Source organism: Gilvimarinus sp. 1_MG-2023 (assembly GCF_030548285.1).
Genome location: NZ_JAUOSC010000001.1, coordinates 158,757 through 175,264 on the forward strand (window position 1 = coordinate 158,757; position 16,508 = coordinate 175,264).

Annotated in this window: 14 protein-coding genes; 9 read left to right on the forward strand and 5 right to left on the reverse strand. The window is 49.2% G+C overall.

The genetic code is table 11. The annotated features are described in order from the left end of the window. Positions 1-3 precede the first annotated feature (3 nt). The 3 genes from Q4563_RS00655 (at position 4) to Q4563_RS00665 (ending at position 2,851) form a co-directional block, all read left to right on the forward strand. Complete coding sequence (locus Q4563_RS00655; protein WP_303603268.1) at positions 4-1,473, forward strand: NAD-dependent succinate-semialdehyde dehydrogenase; 1,470 nt, start codon at positions 4-6, stop codon at positions 1,471-1,473. Between the two features lie 44 nt (positions 1,474-1,517). Continuing rightward, complete coding sequence (locus Q4563_RS00660; RefSeq protein ID WP_303603269.1) at positions 1,518-1,754, forward strand: DUF2835 domain-containing protein; 237 nt, start codon at positions 1,518-1,520, stop codon at positions 1,752-1,754. 77 nt (positions 1,755-1,831) lie between these two features. Next, entirely contained in the window at positions 1,832-2,851 is a 1,020-nt protein-coding gene (locus tag Q4563_RS00665) for a quinone-dependent dihydroorotate dehydrogenase (protein WP_303603270.1), read from the forward strand. Positions 2,852-3,035: 184 nt separating this feature from the next. Here Q4563_RS00665 and rmf read toward each other — a convergent pair whose 3' ends face one another. Next, positions 3,036-3,257, reverse strand: coding sequence for a ribosome modulation factor (rmf, locus tag Q4563_RS00670; protein ID WP_215977333.1), 222 nt, complete (start codon positions 3,255-3,257; stop codon positions 3,036-3,038). 438 nt (positions 3,258-3,695) lie between these two features. Here rmf and rlmKL point away from each other — a divergent pair, with 438 nt between their 5' ends. Then, positions 3,696-5,936 (forward strand): bifunctional 23S rRNA (guanine(2069)-N(7))-methyltransferase RlmK/23S rRNA (guanine(2445)-N(2))-methyltransferase RlmL, encoded by a 2,241-nt coding sequence (rlmKL, locus tag Q4563_RS00675; protein ID WP_303603271.1) that lies wholly within the window; start codon positions 3,696-3,698, stop codon positions 5,934-5,936. Continuing rightward, entirely contained in the window at positions 5,933-6,214 is a 282-nt protein-coding gene (locus tag Q4563_RS00680; protein WP_303603272.1) for a hypothetical protein, read from the forward strand. The genes rlmKL and Q4563_RS00680 overlap by 4 nt, the downstream gene beginning before the upstream one ends. Before the next feature lie 7 nt (positions 6,215-6,221). On the opposite strand, the gene Q4563_RS00685 is transcribed toward Q4563_RS00680, so the two are convergent. Continuing rightward, positions 6,222-8,051 carry an ABC transporter ATP-binding protein gene (locus Q4563_RS00685; RefSeq protein WP_303603273.1) on the reverse strand — a complete coding sequence of 610 codons (1,830 nt, stop codon included), beginning with the start codon at positions 8,049-8,051 and terminating at the stop codon, positions 6,222-6,224. 153 nt (positions 8,052-8,204) lie between these two features. On the opposite strand from Q4563_RS00685, the gene Q4563_RS00690 reads away from it, so the two are divergent. Together Q4563_RS00690 and Q4563_RS00695 are read left to right on the forward strand one after the other, a co-directional pair. Further along, a complete protein-coding gene (locus tag Q4563_RS00690; protein ID WP_303603274.1) occupies positions 8,205-8,591 on the forward strand; it encodes a hypothetical protein in 387 nt (128 codons plus the stop codon). A 33-nt stretch (positions 8,592-8,624) separates the two neighbouring features. Beyond that, positions 8,625-9,161 (forward strand): hypothetical protein, encoded by a 537-nt coding sequence (locus Q4563_RS00695; RefSeq protein ID WP_303603275.1) that lies wholly within the window; start codon positions 8,625-8,627, stop codon positions 9,159-9,161. 39 nt (positions 9,162-9,200) lie between these two features. On the opposite strand, the gene Q4563_RS00700 is transcribed toward Q4563_RS00695, so the two are convergent. Both Q4563_RS00700 and Q4563_RS00705 read right to left on the reverse strand, forming a co-directional pair. Continuing rightward, positions 9,201-10,079, reverse strand: coding sequence for a pirin family protein (locus Q4563_RS00700; protein WP_303603276.1), 879 nt, complete (start codon positions 10,077-10,079; stop codon positions 9,201-9,203). A gap of 17 nt (positions 10,080-10,096) precedes the next feature. Further along, the gene (locus Q4563_RS00705) at positions 10,097-10,702 is read right to left on the reverse strand and encodes an FMN-dependent NADH-azoreductase (protein WP_303603277.1); all 606 of its coding nucleotides are present in this window, start codon (positions 10,700-10,702) and stop codon (positions 10,097-10,099) included. 124 nt (positions 10,703-10,826) lie between these two features. Here Q4563_RS00705 and Q4563_RS00710 point away from each other — a divergent pair, with 124 nt between their 5' ends. Both Q4563_RS00710 and uvrB read left to right on the forward strand, forming a co-directional pair. Next, entirely contained in the window at positions 10,827-11,711 is an 885-nt protein-coding gene (locus tag Q4563_RS00710) for a LysR family transcriptional regulator (RefSeq protein WP_303603278.1), read from the forward strand. Positions 11,712-11,820: 109 nt separating this feature from the next. Beyond that, complete coding sequence (gene uvrB / locus Q4563_RS00715; protein ID WP_215977342.1) at positions 11,821-13,824, forward strand: excinuclease ABC subunit UvrB; 2,004 nt, start codon at positions 11,821-11,823, stop codon at positions 13,822-13,824. A gap of 6 nt (positions 13,825-13,830) precedes the next feature. On the opposite strand, the gene Q4563_RS00720 is transcribed toward uvrB, so the two are convergent. Beyond that, positions 13,831-16,503, reverse strand: coding sequence for a bifunctional serine/threonine-protein kinase/formylglycine-generating enzyme family protein (locus tag Q4563_RS00720; protein ID WP_303603279.1), 2,673 nt, complete (start codon positions 16,501-16,503; stop codon positions 13,831-13,833). Positions 16,504-16,508 lie beyond the last annotated feature (5 nt).

Sequence of the window (16,508 nt, forward strand, 5' to 3'; positions counted from 1 at the left end):
CAGATGACGGCAATACCTCAATTAACGCATACGAACTTGTGGCAAAACCGTTGCTACATCGGTGGTCAGTGGGTCGCAGCAGTGGGCGATAATACTTTAGAGGTGGTTAATCCGGCTAATGGCGAGGCGTTAGCTCAGGTGCCATTGCTTACGCAAAAGCAAGCTAATGCAGCGCTGGTGGCAGCAGAGCAGGCTTTCGATGATTGGCGAGCGCGATCTCCTAATGAACGTGGCGCTTTATTGCGCCGTTGGTATGAGTTAATGCTAAAACATAAGGACGATTTGGCCACCATAATGACCCTGGAGCAGGGCAAGCCCTGGGCCGAGTCCAATGCTGAAATTCAGTATGCGGCCGCTTTTATCGATTGGTTTGCCGAAGAGGCAAAGCGTGGTTTTGGCGATGTTATTCCGGCAACAAAACCCCACCAACAACTATTGGCGATACCGGAGCCGGTTGGGGTTAGTGTGGCAATTACCCCCTGGAATTTCCCTGCAGCCATGATCACACGTAAAGCCGGTGCCGCCTTGGCGGCTGGATGCTCAATGGTAGTCAAACCCTCGGCACTTACGCCTTTATCAGCGTTGGCGCTGGCGGTTCTAGCGCAGGAGGCTGGCATTCCGGATGGTGTGTTTAACGTGATAACGGGAAAGTCAGCCGATATTGGGGAAGTATTTACTCAGTCAACGATTGTAAAAAAATTAAGCTTTACTGGCTCGACTGAGGTCGGACGCCACTTAATGGCTCAGTGTGCCCCTAATTTGCAGAAGCTGTCACTTGAGCTTGGTGGCAACGCCCCATTTATTGTGTTTGCTGATGCCGATCTGGATCTCGCCGTGCAGGGGGTTATAGCCGCTAAATTCCGCAACAGTGGCCAAACCTGTATTAGCCCCAATAGATTTTTAGTCGAGGTATCGGTCCAAGCTGAGTTCGTGCAACGCCTTACCAAGGCTTTGGCAGATTTAAAAGTTGGTGACGGTCTGGAAGAGGGGGTACAGGTGTGTTCGCTGATCAATGACAAAGCACTCGACAAGGTGCGGCGACATTATGATGATGCGCTTGCGCAAGGGGCTCGCTGTGAAATGGGTCAACGGCCAGGTAGCTTAGCTAATAATCGCATTGCCCCGATTGTGCTTACCCAAGCCAATGAACACATGCAGTTTTGGCAGGAGGAGACCTTTGGGCCGCTTGTGGCCATTAAAGCGTTTAATACCGAAGAGCAAGCGTTGGCTTTGGCTAATGATACTCACTATGGTTTGGCGAGCTATTTTTATACGGCAAGCGCCAGTCGGGTAGTGCGGGTTAGTCGCGCATTACAAGCTGGTATGGTAGGTGTAAACGAGGGGGCTATATCCAATGCCATGGCTCCTTTTGGCGGTATAGATCAGTCAGGTTTCGGTCGCGAAGGTGGGCGCCAGGGCATGCGTGAGTACCAAAGTCTAAAATATATCTGCCAAAGCATTGATAATGGTTAAGTGCTCAGCTTGCTGGGTTATAATACTGCTGTTATGAGAAGTAAGTGGTTAAGCCTTTGAAAGCCGTTATTATCGATCTTGTTATCAGAGCCGAAGAGTTCGAACGCTGGTATTACGGCAGCGCTCAAGACGTGATTGCGCGCGCAATTGATGGGCGTAAAGTGCGATTTCCGGCCAGTATTCTGCGGCCCTATGTGAGCCATGGCGGGATTAGTGGCCGATTTAGAATCCTATTTGATCAAAACAACCGTTTTAAATGTATCGATCGAATCGACCCCTAGCCATTTTTTCAGTATCCTAGCGCCCCAATTTCTTGATTACATCCCCAATGCAACCGCAAGTGACCAAAGAACGCACTATGTATCCATTGATTAAAAAAATATTGTTTGCCTTTAACCCGGAAACCTCGCATGAGCTCAGCCTTGACTGCCTCGGGGCACTGCATCGACTAAAAGGGTTAGGCCTGCTGGCTAAGCCGGTGGCTGATAACCCGGTACAGGTAATGGGGCTTACCTTTGCTAACCCAGTGGGGTTGGCAGCAGGTCTTGATAAAAACGGTGACTACTTTAACGCTTTAGGTGAATTGGGGTTTGGTTTTGTGGAAATCGGCACAGTGACACCACTTGCCCAACCCGGCAACCCTAAGCCCAGACTGTTTCGCCTGGCCGAGCACAATGCCATTATTAACCGTATGGGGTTTAACAACAAAGGCGTAGATCACTTGGTTGAGCAGGTGAAACGAAGAAAATTCAAAGGTATTCTGGGGATTAATATTGGTAAAAATGCCAAAACTCCGGTGGAGAATGCATTAGATGATTACCGTATCTGTATGCAGAAGGTGTATCAGTATGCCGACTATATAACCGTCAATGTGTCTTCCCCAAATACCCCAGGGCTGCGTAATCTTCAGTTTGGTGATAGTTTGACTGAGTTGCTGACCGGCATTAAGCATGAACAAACGGCATTGGCCCAAAGTCATCAAAGATACGTGCCCATCGCCGTCAAAATTGCCCCCGATATGGATAGTGACGCGGTAAAAGAAGTTGCCGATACACTGTTAACCGTGGGGCTGGATGGGGTCATTGCGACTAATACCACTGTTGGCCGGGAAGGGGTGGAGGATGATCCCTTGCATGAGCAGGCAGGTGGACTCAGTGGTAAGCCGGTGCGGAATAAAAGCACTCAGGTGATTAAACAATTGGCCGCTATTTTGGAAGGGCGCCTGCCTATCATTGGTGTGGGCGGAATCGACAGTGGTGAGACAGCCGAAGAAAAAATAGCCGCAGGCGCGAGTTTGGTGCAGGTTTACTCTGGTTTTATATACCGCGGCCCGGTATTGATTAAAGAGTGTGCCGAGGCTATCGCCAAGCGTAACTAAGGCATAAGTCAGTGAAATGTCGGTCGGGTTTTGAGCTAAGGGTAGACAGATAATAAAAGTTAGTGGGGTTTAGTCATATATTTTGGGTATTAAAAAGCCCGCCTAAGCGGGCTTGACCTGCGGGTAGCAGGTCGTGCGGTGGTAAAACTTTCGATACGAATCTGTAATATTTCTGGTAGCTAGGTTAACGCATTCCTCCGTAAGACAAATTGCTGAGCTTTTGCACCTGTGCCATTCGATTGAGCCCGTCCCATTGGTCGGTTCGCGCCTCGCGCCATCCGCTCATCCATTGTGCCCGTACCTTGCCGGTTTCATGCGGGCACAAACTTCGGGATCGTCCGTCGATGCCTGCTTGGTAGCCTTTTCCATATGCTCTTTCAACTTGGTCACGTTTTTGGCGTTTCATGCTTAGCAATACCTCTAAATTAATCGTTAACTTGGTAGCACTCGGGTCTATTCGTTTCCCCCGGTGTTACCCCATTGTTTTGAGATTGCGTAAAGCTTTGTCCTCCGTTATTTCGGTTATCGAAGCCAGCAGTAACAAAATGTAGGCCGAACAAAACCGCAAAGCGCATTTATAGGCGCCCTGTACTTTGGCCTTTTTGCCAACTGCTGGGGTTTTGATGCCCGCTGGAAGACCGGGTAATTTTGACCGGTGCACTGTACAATTTGTTCAGCGGGATATTCAGTACACCAAATTGTAGTGGCTGTGTGAACGAATTTATTCTTATAGCGAGCCTGCCTTATAGATCAACAGGCTCTTAAAAACGATCAGTTTTTGACTGATTATACTGTAACAGTTTGATTTAGCAGCCAATTATCAGGCTGCCTGGATTGCGAAATTATGACAATGCAATTTTTTGCTACCTGCCCCAAAGGGCTAGAAGGCTTGCTTAAAACAGAACTAGAGGGCTTAGGGGCCGAGCAATGCCGTGAAACCGTCGCGGGAGTCTATTTTGAGGGCGAATTATCACAAGCTTATAAGGCCTGTTTGTGGAGTCGTTTGGCAAATAAAATCCTACTGCCTCTCACATCGGGGGCTGTAAAAGACGCCGAAGACCTCTACGAACTGGTATTTGCTCTACCGTGGCACGAGCATTTACAGCCAGAGGGGACTCTATTGGTCGATTTTAGTGGCCAGAATAACGCTATTCGCAACACCCAATTTGGAGCGGTAAAGGTAAAAGACGCTATTGTCGACAAGCTTAGACAAGTCAGTGGATCGCGCCCATCGGTGGATAAAGCTCAACCGGATATCCGCATCAATGCCCGGCTCAGCAAAGGTAAATTGGTGGTTAGCCTCGATTTATGTGGCGATAGCTTGCACCGTCGCGGTTACCGCCAGCAGCAAGGCCAGGCGCCATTGAAAGAGAATCTCGCCGCAGCGATCTTATTGCGATCGGGTTGGTGCCAAGAGACTGAGCAATCGGAACCTGAATTGGCCCTTATAGACCCCATGTGCGGCTCAGGTACCTTTTTGATAGAGGCGGCCATGATCGCCGCCGATATTGCGCCAGGGCTTGGGCGAGCTCATTTCGCTTTTGAGCGCTGGCTGGGGCACGACGAGTCTGCTTGGCAGACCCTACAAGAGGACGCTAAGGCGCGTCGTATGGTGGGTCTAGCGCGAGAAGACTTGCCCGAAATTCGAGGTTATGACGCCAATTTAAAAGTCATTCGCGCCGCAGAGCAAAATATTGTTCGAGCCGGATTGGATGACTGGCTGCGTGTCACTCGAAAAGAGCTGCGGGAATTAAAGCGACCCACTCATAGCGAGCTTACCCGCGGCCTTATTTTGACCAATCCTCCTTATGGCGAGCGCTTGGGTGAGGTGGAGTCAATGAAAATTCTCTACGCCCATTTAGGTGAAAGACTGCGTGCTGAGTTTACTGGCTGGCGGGCTGGGATTTTTACCGGTAATCCTGAGCTGGGTAAAAACTTAGGGATGCGCTCTAATCGTAAGTACAAACTATTTAATGGCGCGATAGCCAGTGAATTACTGTTGTTTGATATTAATCCTGAGCAATTTTATAAAGAGACTTCGCACGAGCCAGCGGTTAGTGTCGCGGTTGACAACTTTGCCCCAGTGCCATCCAGCAAGCCAGAGCTGAGTAACGGGGCGCAAATGTTAGTCAATCGAATAAGCAAAAATCACAAGGCCTTGAAGCGTTTTTTCAAGCGGACTGGCACCAATGCATACCGATTATATGACGCGGATATGCCTGAATATGCCTGCGCGATCGATGTCTACCAAGGCCAGAGCCATCAAACTGGAGCCCCGTTACGACTGGTGCATGTACAAGAATATCAAGCCCCTAAAACGGTAGATGAGGCACGTGCTGCGGAGCGCTTTGCTGAAATACAAGCTGCGGTACCGGTAGCGCTTGAGGTGGACGAAAGCCAGGTGAGTTATAAGCAGCGCCGTCGCAACAGAGGGCTGGAACAATACGAAAAACAAAGTGAGCGCATCGACGGTGAATCTTTAGTGTTGACAGAAGGGCAGGCGAAACTTCTGGTCAACCCTTGGCCTTACTTAGACACTGGTGTGTTTTTGGATCACAGGCCTGTGCGTTTGAAAATTGCCGAGCAAGCCAAAAATAAACGATTCTTAAATTTATTTTGCTATACCGCCTCGGCGAGTATACACGCGGCCGTAGGTGGTGCCCGATACACCACCAGCGTGGACATGTCGCAAACCTATTTAAATTGGGCGCGTCGCAATTTGGCATTAAATGGCTTGTCCGAATCGAAAAATCGGTTGATTCAAGCCGACTGTTTGAAATGGTTAAATGAGGCGGATGGACTCTACGATATTATCCTGCTGGACCCTCCCACCTTCTCCAATTCTAAGCGTATGGACAGTGTATTGGATGTGCAACGCGACCATGTAGACTTAATCAGTAAAGCCATGAAATTATTAGATCAGCACGGCGTTCTGTACTTCTCCAATAATTTACGTGATTTTCGTATGGAAATAGAAGCGCTTAGTGAATTTCAGCTCACAGATATAACGAGCTCAACAATTGATGAGGATTTCAATCGCAATAAAAAAATTCATCACTGTTGGGAAATTCGACACGGCCAATGAAAGAAGTGATTAGGGGGAGCTCCAATTGGCTGTGGAAAAACAATCCGGTAACTCGGGTTGTTTACGCCCGGGCCCCATGGGAGATCAAGCTAATCGCACTGAGTTTAATGGTGTTGTTGGCCGCCTCGATGCCCTGGTTGTATTACCGGCTTTTGCTGGCCGATACGGCCCCACCAGATACAGTTTATTACTGTTTTTCTGCGGGGGCCGTGCTGGCCCACCTCGGGTTTTTTGTGGGTTTGGTTAGTCTGGTGGTTGAGTTTTATAAATCACGCTAACTGCCCATTAATCTTCACCCAAAAAGCCACCAGATTGATGATGCCATAGCTGTGCGTAAATACCTTTACGTGCGAGTAGCTCAGAATGGGTTCCTTGCTCGGCTATTTTGCCGTTATCTAAAACAATTAAGCGATCCATCGCGGCAATAGTTGATAGGCGATGGGCAATGGCGATAACGGTTTTATCATTCATTAAAGTAGTTAAATTGTTCTGTATGACCGACTCCACCTCAGAGTCCAGTGCCGATGTCGCTTCGTCCAAAATCAAAATAGGGGCGTTCTTTAGTAGCACACGGGCAATGGCAATGCGCTGTCTTTGTCCACCCGATAGTTTTATTCCGCGTTCTCCCACATGTGCATCGTACCCAGTTCTGCCTTCGCTATCCTCCAGCCCCATAATAAAATCGTGAGCTTGTGCTTGCTGGGCGGCCGTGATCATCTGGTTATCGGTGGCCTTGGGGCGTCCATAGGTGAGGTTGTCTCGAATCGAGCGGTGTAAAAGAGATGTATCTTGAGTAACCATGCCTATATGCTGGCGCAAACTCTCCTGAGTGACGGCCCGAATCGGTTGCTGGTCTATTGTTAATTGGCCTTGGTTTATATCATAAAATCTCAGTAGTAAATTAACCAAGGTGGACTTGCCGGCGCCAGAGCGACCGACGAAACCAATTTTCTCGCCGGCTTTAATATGCAGGGAAAAGTCTTCAATGACGTTTTTCCCTTTCGCATAGGAAAAGTTTACTTGTTCAAATTTTATTTCACCTGCTCGCACTTTCAAGTGGGGCGCTTGAGGGCTGTCAGTGACTGAAATTGCTTGCGACAGTGTATTGGCACCATCTTGCACGGTACCGATATTTTCAAACAAAGTGGATACTTCCCACATAATCCACTGCGACATACCATTGATACGCAGCACCATGGCCAGTGCTGCGGCAATGGCGCCTGTACTTATATCGCCCTGTATCCACAGGGTAATCCCCAAGGCTGCCAGGGTGAAAATCAGTGCCGAATTAAGTGTCCAGACGGATATATTTAATCGGGTGGCCAAACGCATTTGCGGGTGTACGGTTTGCAGGAAATTGTCCATACCTTGCCGGGCATATTCTGCCTCTCTTCCGGCATGAGAAAAGAGCTTAACTGTGTGGATGTTAGTATAGGTGTCGACAATACGCCCGGTCATATCGGCTCTGGCGTTAGCCTGAGCGGTAGCCACTCGGCGCAACTTGGGAAGAAAGTAAATCAGTATTAAGCAGTAAATAATAATCCAGATTACCATCGGCACTGCAAGGCGCAAATCCAAAGTGGCCATAAGCACCACCATGCTGACAAAATACACAGCGACATACACGGCAACATCTAACAGCTTCATGACGCTTTCACGTACCGCCAGGGCTGTTTGCATAAGCTTGGTGCTAAGCCGGCCGGAAAACTCTTCCTGAAAATAGGCAAGGCCTTGCTGTAATAAATAGCGGTGCGCCTGCCAGCGAATAGCCATGGGGAAATTACCCAGCATGGTCTGATGTATAAGCATGGAGTGCAGAGCTACCAGCAGTGGTAAGCCAATTAATAGAGTGCCTCCCAGTGCCAGAAGCTTGCCGCTGTGTGCTTGCCATAAGCGATCGGGAGAGGTTGTATTGAGCCAATCCACCAAATTACCCAATGCTGCAAAAAGCGTGATCTCTATCACGGCGAGGCTCGCTGCGAGCATGGCCATTAAAATGAGATAACGTTTGGCACCACGACTAAAATGTAAACAAAAAGCCAATAGAGTGCTCGGCGGCTGTTTTGCCTCTGCCGTAGGAAATGGCGTGAGAAGTCGTTCGAAAAAAGAAAACATGGGGTTTCACAAACCTTTTAACCTGTCTATAGTAGCCAAGCCTAGTTTCAGCTAGAGTGTTCTCAGTGGCGGGGGCTTTGACTACTCGACGATTGGTGTGGTTATTAATAACTACAAATTGTAACAAATACCTACAATGGCATGTGTAAAATAATGAGAAAATGGTTATTGGTTTACGGTTGCGGCAGCTTCGCGGCACTATTGGTAACTCTAGCGCAATGGTTGTTAGCGAAATTCGGCGTATATTACGAACTGGGTGCGGATTTGTCACCCAGCATCAGTGCTGTGGGTTTATACCCTAAAATGGTGTGGGGCGGCGTGTGTGGATTTTTGATCCTTATGCCGCTCACGGCAAGCCGCTGGTTGCTGCGCTCTGTTTGGGTCGCGCTAATTCCAGCGTTAATACAGCTGTTTGTGATTTATCCCGTCATGACGAGTTTTGGTGTGGCGGGCTTAGCGTTAGGCGTGTTAACTCCCGGTGTGGTTTTTCTACTTTTTTGGGCTTGGGCGCTATTAGCGCTTACTCTGTATCGTTTTTAACAAGATTTAAGTCTTTGCTTTAGGAGATTAGGTATGCAATTTCAATCAATTCGTGGCTTGGCAATGCTGTGTGCTGCGCTTTTGTTCTCATTGTTGTCGGTTGTTGCCTCGGCTGCGGAAAAATTGACTAATGCCGATGTGGAAGCATGGTTGGGTGCCACGGAACAACTGATGCCTATGCAAGATGCTTTTACCAAAATGGCAAAAAATGAAACCATTGCCAATCAGTATACAGAAGAAGAGTTCAAAGCTTTGGCGCCGGCAAAGCAAGATGAGGTTATGGATGAAATGCTCAAGCAAGAGGGCGTTTATGATCAAATCTACCCAGTGCTAAAACAGTTTGACTGGGAAAGCGCTGGCGAATATATGCGAGTGAGCTCTCGCATTGGTTTGGCCATTGGTGCATACATGCGGGAACAGTTGTTGGCCTCAGTGCCAGAAGATCAGCGCGAGCGTATGGAACAAGTGGCGAAACCCGTGGATGCCAACCCTGAAGACGTGGCCGTGGTCAAAGAAAATTGGGAGCAAGTCTCTCAGTTTATGAATAAGCATATGAGACCACCACAGTAATAATTGTGTGTTGTAAGCCAGTCGTAAAGCGGCTGGTTTCTATGTTTCTGTTAACTTCCCGCAGCGATAATCATAAATCGCTTGTTCTATCTCTTTATCAGTGTTCATGACAAACGGTCCGTGTTGGGCGATAGGCTCGTTGATGGCTTTGCCGCCAATGATTAAAGCTCGTGTCGGACCTGTGCCCTGCAGCTCAATAGTGCTCCCGCTGGTTAAAATTCCCGCCTGTGAGCAGGGCAGGCGTCGGTGCAATTCACCCACTAATATCTCACCCTGGTATGGGTAGATCATTAGCTGATGGTTGGGTGGTACCGCCAAAGATTCACTCACCCCATCTGGCAAGGTAACATCCCAATAAAGAGGGTCGACGCTAGATTTGGGTAGCGCTGCTGCAGTAGTGCCCGCAATGGTAGAGAATTCACCGGCGATAACTTTAACTCTTACTCCACTGTTGAGGTCTACCACTGGTATAGAGTCGGCATTGATGTCTCGATAGGCCGCCGGCTGCATTTTTTCTGCGGCGGGTAAATTAATCCAGAGTTGAAAGCCGCGCATTCGGCCTTTCTCTTGCTGGGGCATTTCAGAATGAATAATGCCTCGGCCCGCGGTCATCCACTGCACGTCTCCAGCGCGTAAGTTGCCCCGGTTGCCTAGGTGATCTTCGTGTAACATATGCCCGTCGAGCATATAGGTGACAGTTTCAAAACCTCGGTGTGGATGTGCCGGAAATCCAGAAATATAATCATCGGCCTGATCGGAATTAAACTCATCGAGCATCAGAATGGGGTCGAGTCTGGCTTCTGCTGACTGGCCCAAGCTGCGTTTAATCTTTACCCCCGCGCCGTCCTGAGTTGTAAGCGCAGGAATGATTTGTCGTAACTCCCGAACTTGTCGTATTTCACTTTTCACTGCGTTCATTGCTCTGCCCTTATTGATTACGCTGCTGCCAATTTTTTAATTTCTTTTGTCGCCTCTAATAGGGCATGGGAGCGAATGTCTTCCTGCATATTAAGGCCTTCGGCGTAGACAAATTGTACATCGGTCAATCCAATAAAGTTTAAAAAGGTTTTCATATAGCCCGATTGAGAGTCCGCTTGGGTGCCTGAATAAACCCCACCGCGGGCGGCCAATATATAGACTGGTTTATTTGCCAATAAACCTTGGGGGCCATGAGTGGTGTATTGAAAGGTTACCCCAGCTCGCGCAATATGATCGAAATAGGCTTTGAGCGTTGAGGGAATACCCAAATTGTACATCGGCAGTCCAATGGTGATGACATCGGCTGTTCGTAACTCGTCAATCAGCTTGTCTGAGAAAGCGACAATACTCTGCTCACGTTCGCTTCGCTCAGAGTGTTTGGTTAAAAAGGCGGCGAATCGTTCGGCATCGAGGTGTGGCACAGGTGTTTGTGCTAGATCGCGGGTGACCACCGTTCCCTCTGGGTTTTCACCCATCCAGCGTTCGCTAAATAGGTGGCTTAATTGCGACGATTGCCCTGAGCTGCCGTTCAGGCTACTTTTTATTTGCAGTAAGGTTTTCATGTTTGTTTCTCCGTGATGAAAAGCATAAGACTATTTAAATATCTGGCAAACAGATGATAAATAGCTTATTTTGCGGGCTTTATATCGAAAATTTCGATTGCATGAGCGAGGAGAAGGAGAGACTGTGAAAGTGACCTTAGACCAATGGCGAGCGCTAATCGCCGTTATTGAGGCCGGTGGTTACGCCAAGGCCGCCGAGGCCTTGGGTAAAAGCCAATCTACGGTTTCGTACGCGATTAACCAGCTAGAGCAAGCGCTCAATATTGCAATCTTTCAACTGGAGGGGCGCAGGGCAATAGCCACATCGGCTGGCAATGCACTGTACCAGCGCGCCAAACACTTATTGGCCGAGGCCAAGTCGTTGGAAGGGGCCGCCGAGCGCCTGGGGCAAAGAATCGAGCCCGAGGTGGGGCTAGCGGCAGACTTATTAGTTCCCAGCTGTCAGTGGTTGAAGTGTCTTGATTTGTTCTCGGAAACCTACCCCGATACTCGGGTCGATGTTCTAGAGTCGGCCCTCAGTGGTACAGAAGATGCCTTGGTACAAAAACATGTTGATTTAGCTATTACTGCCAGAGTTCCAGCTGGTTTCCTAGGGCAGAGGCTGGGGGCTGTGACCATGGTCGGTGTGGCCGCTCCGCAGCACCCTTTACATCACCTAGGGCGCCCCGTCGTACAGGAGGATTTACGTCACCAGCGCCAACTCGTTGTGCGAGACACGGGAGTACACAGGCGCTATAGCGCGGGCTGGCAAGAGGCCGAGCAACGCTGGACTTTTGCGCATTTTTCTACCTCACTGGGCGCAGTCAAGCAGGGGCTGGGCTTCGCCTGGATGCCGGAGGGATATATTGAACGCGACCTTTTGGAGGGCAGCTTGAAGAAGTTGCCTATCGCTGAAGGTGGCGAAAGGTTACTACCGCTCTATTTAGTGTTTGCCAATCAAGATGTGGCGGGGCCTGCGACTCACGCCTTAGCGGATATTCTTCTGGCACAATTCACGGTCTCGCGCTGAGGCACCAGATTCAGGCCCATTTTAGGCGAGCAAAGTACATGCGTCGCTGAAAAAATCGTCGTTTCAGTTACAATGGCGGGTTATTGTGTATTGGATTTTGGAAATCTAGATGACGAAAGAATTTGAAGTGGTCAGCGATTACGCTCCTGCTGGTGATCAGCCCACCGCTATAGCGGGTTTGGTGGATGGCATAGATTCCGGCTTAGCTCATCAGACATTATTAGGGGTTACGGGCTCAGGTAAAACCTTTTCAATAGCTCATGTGATTGCCCAGGCGCAGCGACCTACACTGGTGATGGCGCACAATAAAACCCTGGCCGCTCAACTTTACGGTGAATTTAAAGAGTTCTTTCCCGGCAATTCGGTGGAGTACTTTGTCTCGTATTACGATTATTATCAGCCCGAAGCCTATGTGCCCTCGTCGGATACCTTTATTGAAAAGGATGCCTCGGTTAATGAGCACATAGAGCAAATGCGCCTCTCGGCTACAAAAGCATTGATGGAACGTAAAGACGCGATTGTGGTGGCAACGGTTTCTGCCATTTACGGCTTGGGCGACCCCGATTCTTATCTCAAGATGATTCTACATTTGGTTCGGGGAGATCGTATCGATCAACGTAAAATCTTACGTCGATTGGCCGAGCTGCAATACACTCGCAATGACGCCGACTTTCATCGGGCCACCTACCGGGTGCGGGGCGATGTTATTGATGTTTTCCCCGCTGATTCAGAATATGAAGCTGTGCGAATTGAACTATTTGATGACGAGATCGAGCAAATCTCTATCTTCGACCCGTTAACCGGAGAAGTATTAAATAAAGTTCCGCGCATGACGATTTATCCCAAGTCACATTACGTGACGCCACGAGAAAAAATTCTGGAAGCGATCGAAGAAATCAAGGTCGAGTTGGAAGAGCGTCTAAAGCAATTGCGGGATAACGACAAGTTGGTCGAGGCACAAAGATTAGAGCAGAGGGCCCGCTACGATATAGAAATGATGCAAGAGCTGGGTTATTGCAATGGTATTGAAAACTACTCTCGCTATCTATCCGGCAGGGAGCCCGGTGATGCGCCGCCCACTTTATTTGATTATTTACCGGCAGAGGCACTGCTGGTTATAGACGAGTCCCATGTGACCATTCCGCAAATTGGTGCCATGTATAAAGGTGATCGGTCGCGTAAAGAGACACTGGTTGAATACGGTTTTCGCTTACCCTCGGCTCTCGACAATCGGCCGATGCGCTTTGATGAGTGGGAGTCGCGCGCCCCGCAAATGATTTTTGTCTCCGCCACGCCGGGCCCTTATGAACAAGAACACGCCGGTCAAGTCGTCGAGCAAGTCGTTCGCCCAACAGGTCTGGTGGACCCGGAAATTGAAATTCGCCCGGCCACCACTCAAGTCGACGATGTGTTGTCGGAAATACACAAGCGGGTCGATGTCGATGAGCGAATTCTGATTACTGTGTTGACCAAACGCATGGCGGAAGATTTAACTGATTACCTAACGGAACAAGGTGTGCGGGTGCGTTATTTGCACTCAGATATTGACACCGTTGAACGGATAGAAATTATTCGCGATTTACGCCTGGGTGAGTTTGATGTGCTGGTGGGTATTAATCTCTTGCGTGAAGGTTTGGATATGCCCGAGGTGGCTCTGGTGGCTATTTTCGATGCTGATAAAGAAGGTTTCTTGCGTTCAGAGCGATCGCTGATTCAGACTATTGGTCGCGCCGCGCGCAATGTGAATGGCAAGGCTATTTTGTACGCCGACCGTATGACCGGCTCCATGGAGCGCGCCATCGACGAGACCGATCGTCGCCGTACCAAGCAAGTAGAGCACAATAAAGTTCACGGCATTACGCCTAAGGGTATTCGTAAAAATATTGCCGATATTCTTGAAGGCTCGCAGGTGCCTGGAGCGGGTGGGCGCATGCAACGCAAGGGCGACCGAAAAGGTGTTAAACCTGCGGTTGAGCTGCCGGCCGGCGGTGATGTTTTTAAACAAATTGAGCAGTTAGAAACGCTAATGATGAAGGCCGCAAAAGATTTAGAGTTTGAAAAGGCTGCGGCTATTCGCGACCAAATCAATACCCTAAAAGCCTCGGCCGTCTAGCGATGCTTATTTTAATTCACGAACTAAGCGGAAGCCCACATCTTCATGCAGTGTGTGTGCTGGCTGGTGACGACGCTTAAACGCGGTCACTTCATCGGCGTCATCCAGCATTGAGCCACCGCGAATAACCCGAGTTGAACAATTGTCTTGAGTGCGGGCTTGTCCGTTGCCGGCTAAACCTTCATAGCTATCTTGATAACAATCGGCGGTCCATTCTGCGACATTGCCAGCACTGTCATGGATGTTGAAATCGCTGGCTGCAAAGCTGCCGACAGGAGCGGTTTTACTTCGAAATAATCCTGTGTAATCACTGTCACAATAACGCCGGCAGTTGGCTTTTTGCGACGCATCTCGCACATTGTTGCCCCACCAAAATGCCGTGTTACGACCGGTTTTGGCCACATACTCCCACTCGGCTTCACTGGGTAGGCGGTAAGTGTGCCCGGTTTGCTTGCTTAACCAGCGCGCGTACTGTGATGCCTCTTCCCAGCTGACGTTAATCACCGGGCGGTCTTTGCGGCCCCATTTATTGTCGCCGGGTAGGGCGAGAGATTGCTGTTGTGCAAAAATCTCGTATTGTGCAAAAGTCACTTCATATTTGCCGATGGCAAAAGGCTGGTTGAAGCGAATTTTTTGGTACGGTTGGGTGTCGTCATCGGGGCCGCCCAGTGTGAATTCTCCCGCTGGAATTACCACCATGGCTGGTGCTTTACCACCTGCCTTTAGTAAGTCAGAAAACTCACTGCCTGCTAGCTTGGCGGGTTTTAAAGTGATTTTGTGGGTTAAGTCTTGTGAGCTTAACTTAACCCACCGCAAGTATCTTTGATAACCAGGTGCGGTAGCTTCTACACGGTAGCGTCCGGGCTTGAGTTTCATGCCGTCGCTATATTTGGGGCGGATATTCATAATACGAACCCGAGCAGATGCGGGATCGGTAGTGACGGTCAGTGCAAAACGGGCTGGAGTTGGGTCAGATTCGACCGCTTCTGATTCACTTTCTTCGTTGGCGCTGAGTGTTTCCGTTGTTTTGTCTGTTGGCGTTTGCAATGTGTCGGTCAGCAGTTCGTCTGAAACAGATGGCGAGGTCAGTTTCGGCTCAGTGGTGTCGGTTGATTCCGACGTTGTTGCTATCGATTTATTTGTTGTGAGTGCCAAATGCTCGCTAGGTGCGATAGGCTCGGGGTTAGTTTTGTTGTCTATGGCCTTGCCTGCGCTAGCCGCTAATGCCGTTTCAACTCCGAAAACCTTCGTTTCTTCTCTAAGAGTTGTGTTTGCCTCGTTTGATGGTGTCGAGGCGGCTTGGCTTAATAATTCAGGGTATGAGCTGTCTAAGTTTACGTTATTACTGCTCAAAGCCGCTGTCTGATCACGGTTAATGCCCGACTCTTGGGCGCTATGCTCGTGCGGTGTCAGAGAGGTGTCGAGTGTCGCTGGTTTAGATCTTTGCAATTTGGGGCTGTCAGCTTGAACAGAAACCGTTAAAGGCTTTGTTGGAGTTTCTTTAACAGGTAGGGTTTCGGCCGACTGCAAAAACAACAATGCGAGGGCCAGTAGAAAAAGTCCGCTGGCGCCGATCAAGGTCCAGCGATAATTGACGGGTATCTGCCGCCAAGTGTTTAGCCAGCCGGTTTGCTGATACTGTTGTTGAATTCGGGTGGCGACCAATGTGTTTTGCTGAGTCAATTGATCGCTTATATTGTGAGTGGTATTTTCTGCTCGATAAAACCCTTGCTCACGATTGAAACGCAGTGATTTACATATTTGCCACAACTTGCTGCTGACTTGAATAAAGTTGGAGCGAGTTTTACGCAGCAGAACACTGAATAAGCTAGCAAATTGACGCCCTAAGCCACCACCGCTGGATAAATATTCATCGCCTTGATTACGCATCTGCAACTGCAGCATTTCAATGTCGGCGACCAGCTCGCGTCCGGTTTGATAGCGCTTTTCCGCCTCTTTATCCAGCAATTTATCCAGGATGGGCTGAAAACGAATAAATTGGGCGGGTAGGGTGGGCAGAGGCGATGCCAAGTGTTTTAAGGCAATGGTGACAGCCTCTTCCCCTTGATAGGGCACAGTGCCGGTCAGCATTTCATAAAAAACGATTCCGAGGCTATAAAGGTCAGAGCGGCCGTCCACTGTTTTGCCGCGAGTTTGCTCGGGACTCATGTAGTGTGGTGTGCCGACTACCGTACCGGCATGGGTGGCACGTGAACCTATAGCGAGCGCGCGGGCGACTCCAAAATCGGTAAGTACTGAGGATCCGTCGTCGCGAAAGAGTATGTTTTCGGGTTTAATATCGCGATGTATATAGCCTCGCTCATGGGCGTGATCCAGCGCTGAGCCTATTTCTTTTAAAATTTTAAGTGCTTGCTGAGCGTTGGTTCCCTCTAGCATTTTATCGTGAATAGAGCCGCCGGGAAGGTAATCCATCGCGATATAATTGTAATTGTTGTGACGCCCTATGTCATATATTGACACAATGTGCGGGTGCGATAATTGACCAACAATATTGGCTTCACGTTGAAAGCGCTCACTATAACTCGGGTCGCTATTGAGAGCCGGCGACATGATTTTTAACGCCACAACACGGCCGACGCTCTCTTGGATCGCCAGATAAACGGTCGACATGCCGCCGTGGTTTATTTTTCTAATAAATCGGTAGCCGGGTATCTGCATGAGGC

Coding starts and splice junctions, on each gene's coding strand:
- Q4563_RS00655 (WP_303603268.1), top strand. CDS start 4: ATGACGGCAATACCTCAATTAACGCATACGAACTTGTGGCAAAACCGT.
- Q4563_RS00665 (WP_303603270.1), top strand. CDS start 1,832: ATGTATCCATTGATTAAAAAAATATTGTTTGCCTTTAACCCGGAAACC.
- rmf (WP_215977333.1), bottom strand. CDS start 3,257: ATGAAACGCCAAAAACGTGACCAAGTTGAAAGAGCATATGGAAAAGGC.
- rlmKL (WP_303603271.1), top strand. CDS start 3,696: ATGACAATGCAATTTTTTGCTACCTGCCCCAAAGGGCTAGAAGGCTTG.
- Q4563_RS00680 (WP_303603272.1), top strand. CDS start 5,933: ATGAAAGAAGTGATTAGGGGGAGCTCCAATTGGCTGTGGAAAAACAAT.
- Q4563_RS00685 (WP_303603273.1), bottom strand. CDS start 8,051: ATGTTTTCTTTTTTCGAACGACTTCTCACGCCATTTCCTACGGCAGAG.
- Q4563_RS00690 (WP_303603274.1), top strand. CDS start 8,205: ATGAGAAAATGGTTATTGGTTTACGGTTGCGGCAGCTTCGCGGCACTA.
- Q4563_RS00695 (WP_303603275.1), top strand. CDS start 8,625: ATGCAATTTCAATCAATTCGTGGCTTGGCAATGCTGTGTGCTGCGCTT.
- Q4563_RS00700 (WP_303603276.1), bottom strand. CDS start 10,079: ATGAACGCAGTGAAAAGTGAAATACGACAAGTTCGGGAGTTACGACAA.
- Q4563_RS00705 (WP_303603277.1), bottom strand. CDS start 10,702: ATGAAAACCTTACTGCAAATAAAAAGTAGCCTGAACGGCAGCTCAGGG.
- uvrB (WP_215977342.1), top strand. CDS start 11,821: ATGACGAAAGAATTTGAAGTGGTCAGCGATTACGCTCCTGCTGGTGAT.
- Q4563_RS00720 (WP_303603279.1), bottom strand. CDS start 16,503: ATGCAGATACCCGGCTACCGATTTATTAGAAAAATAAACCACGGCGGC.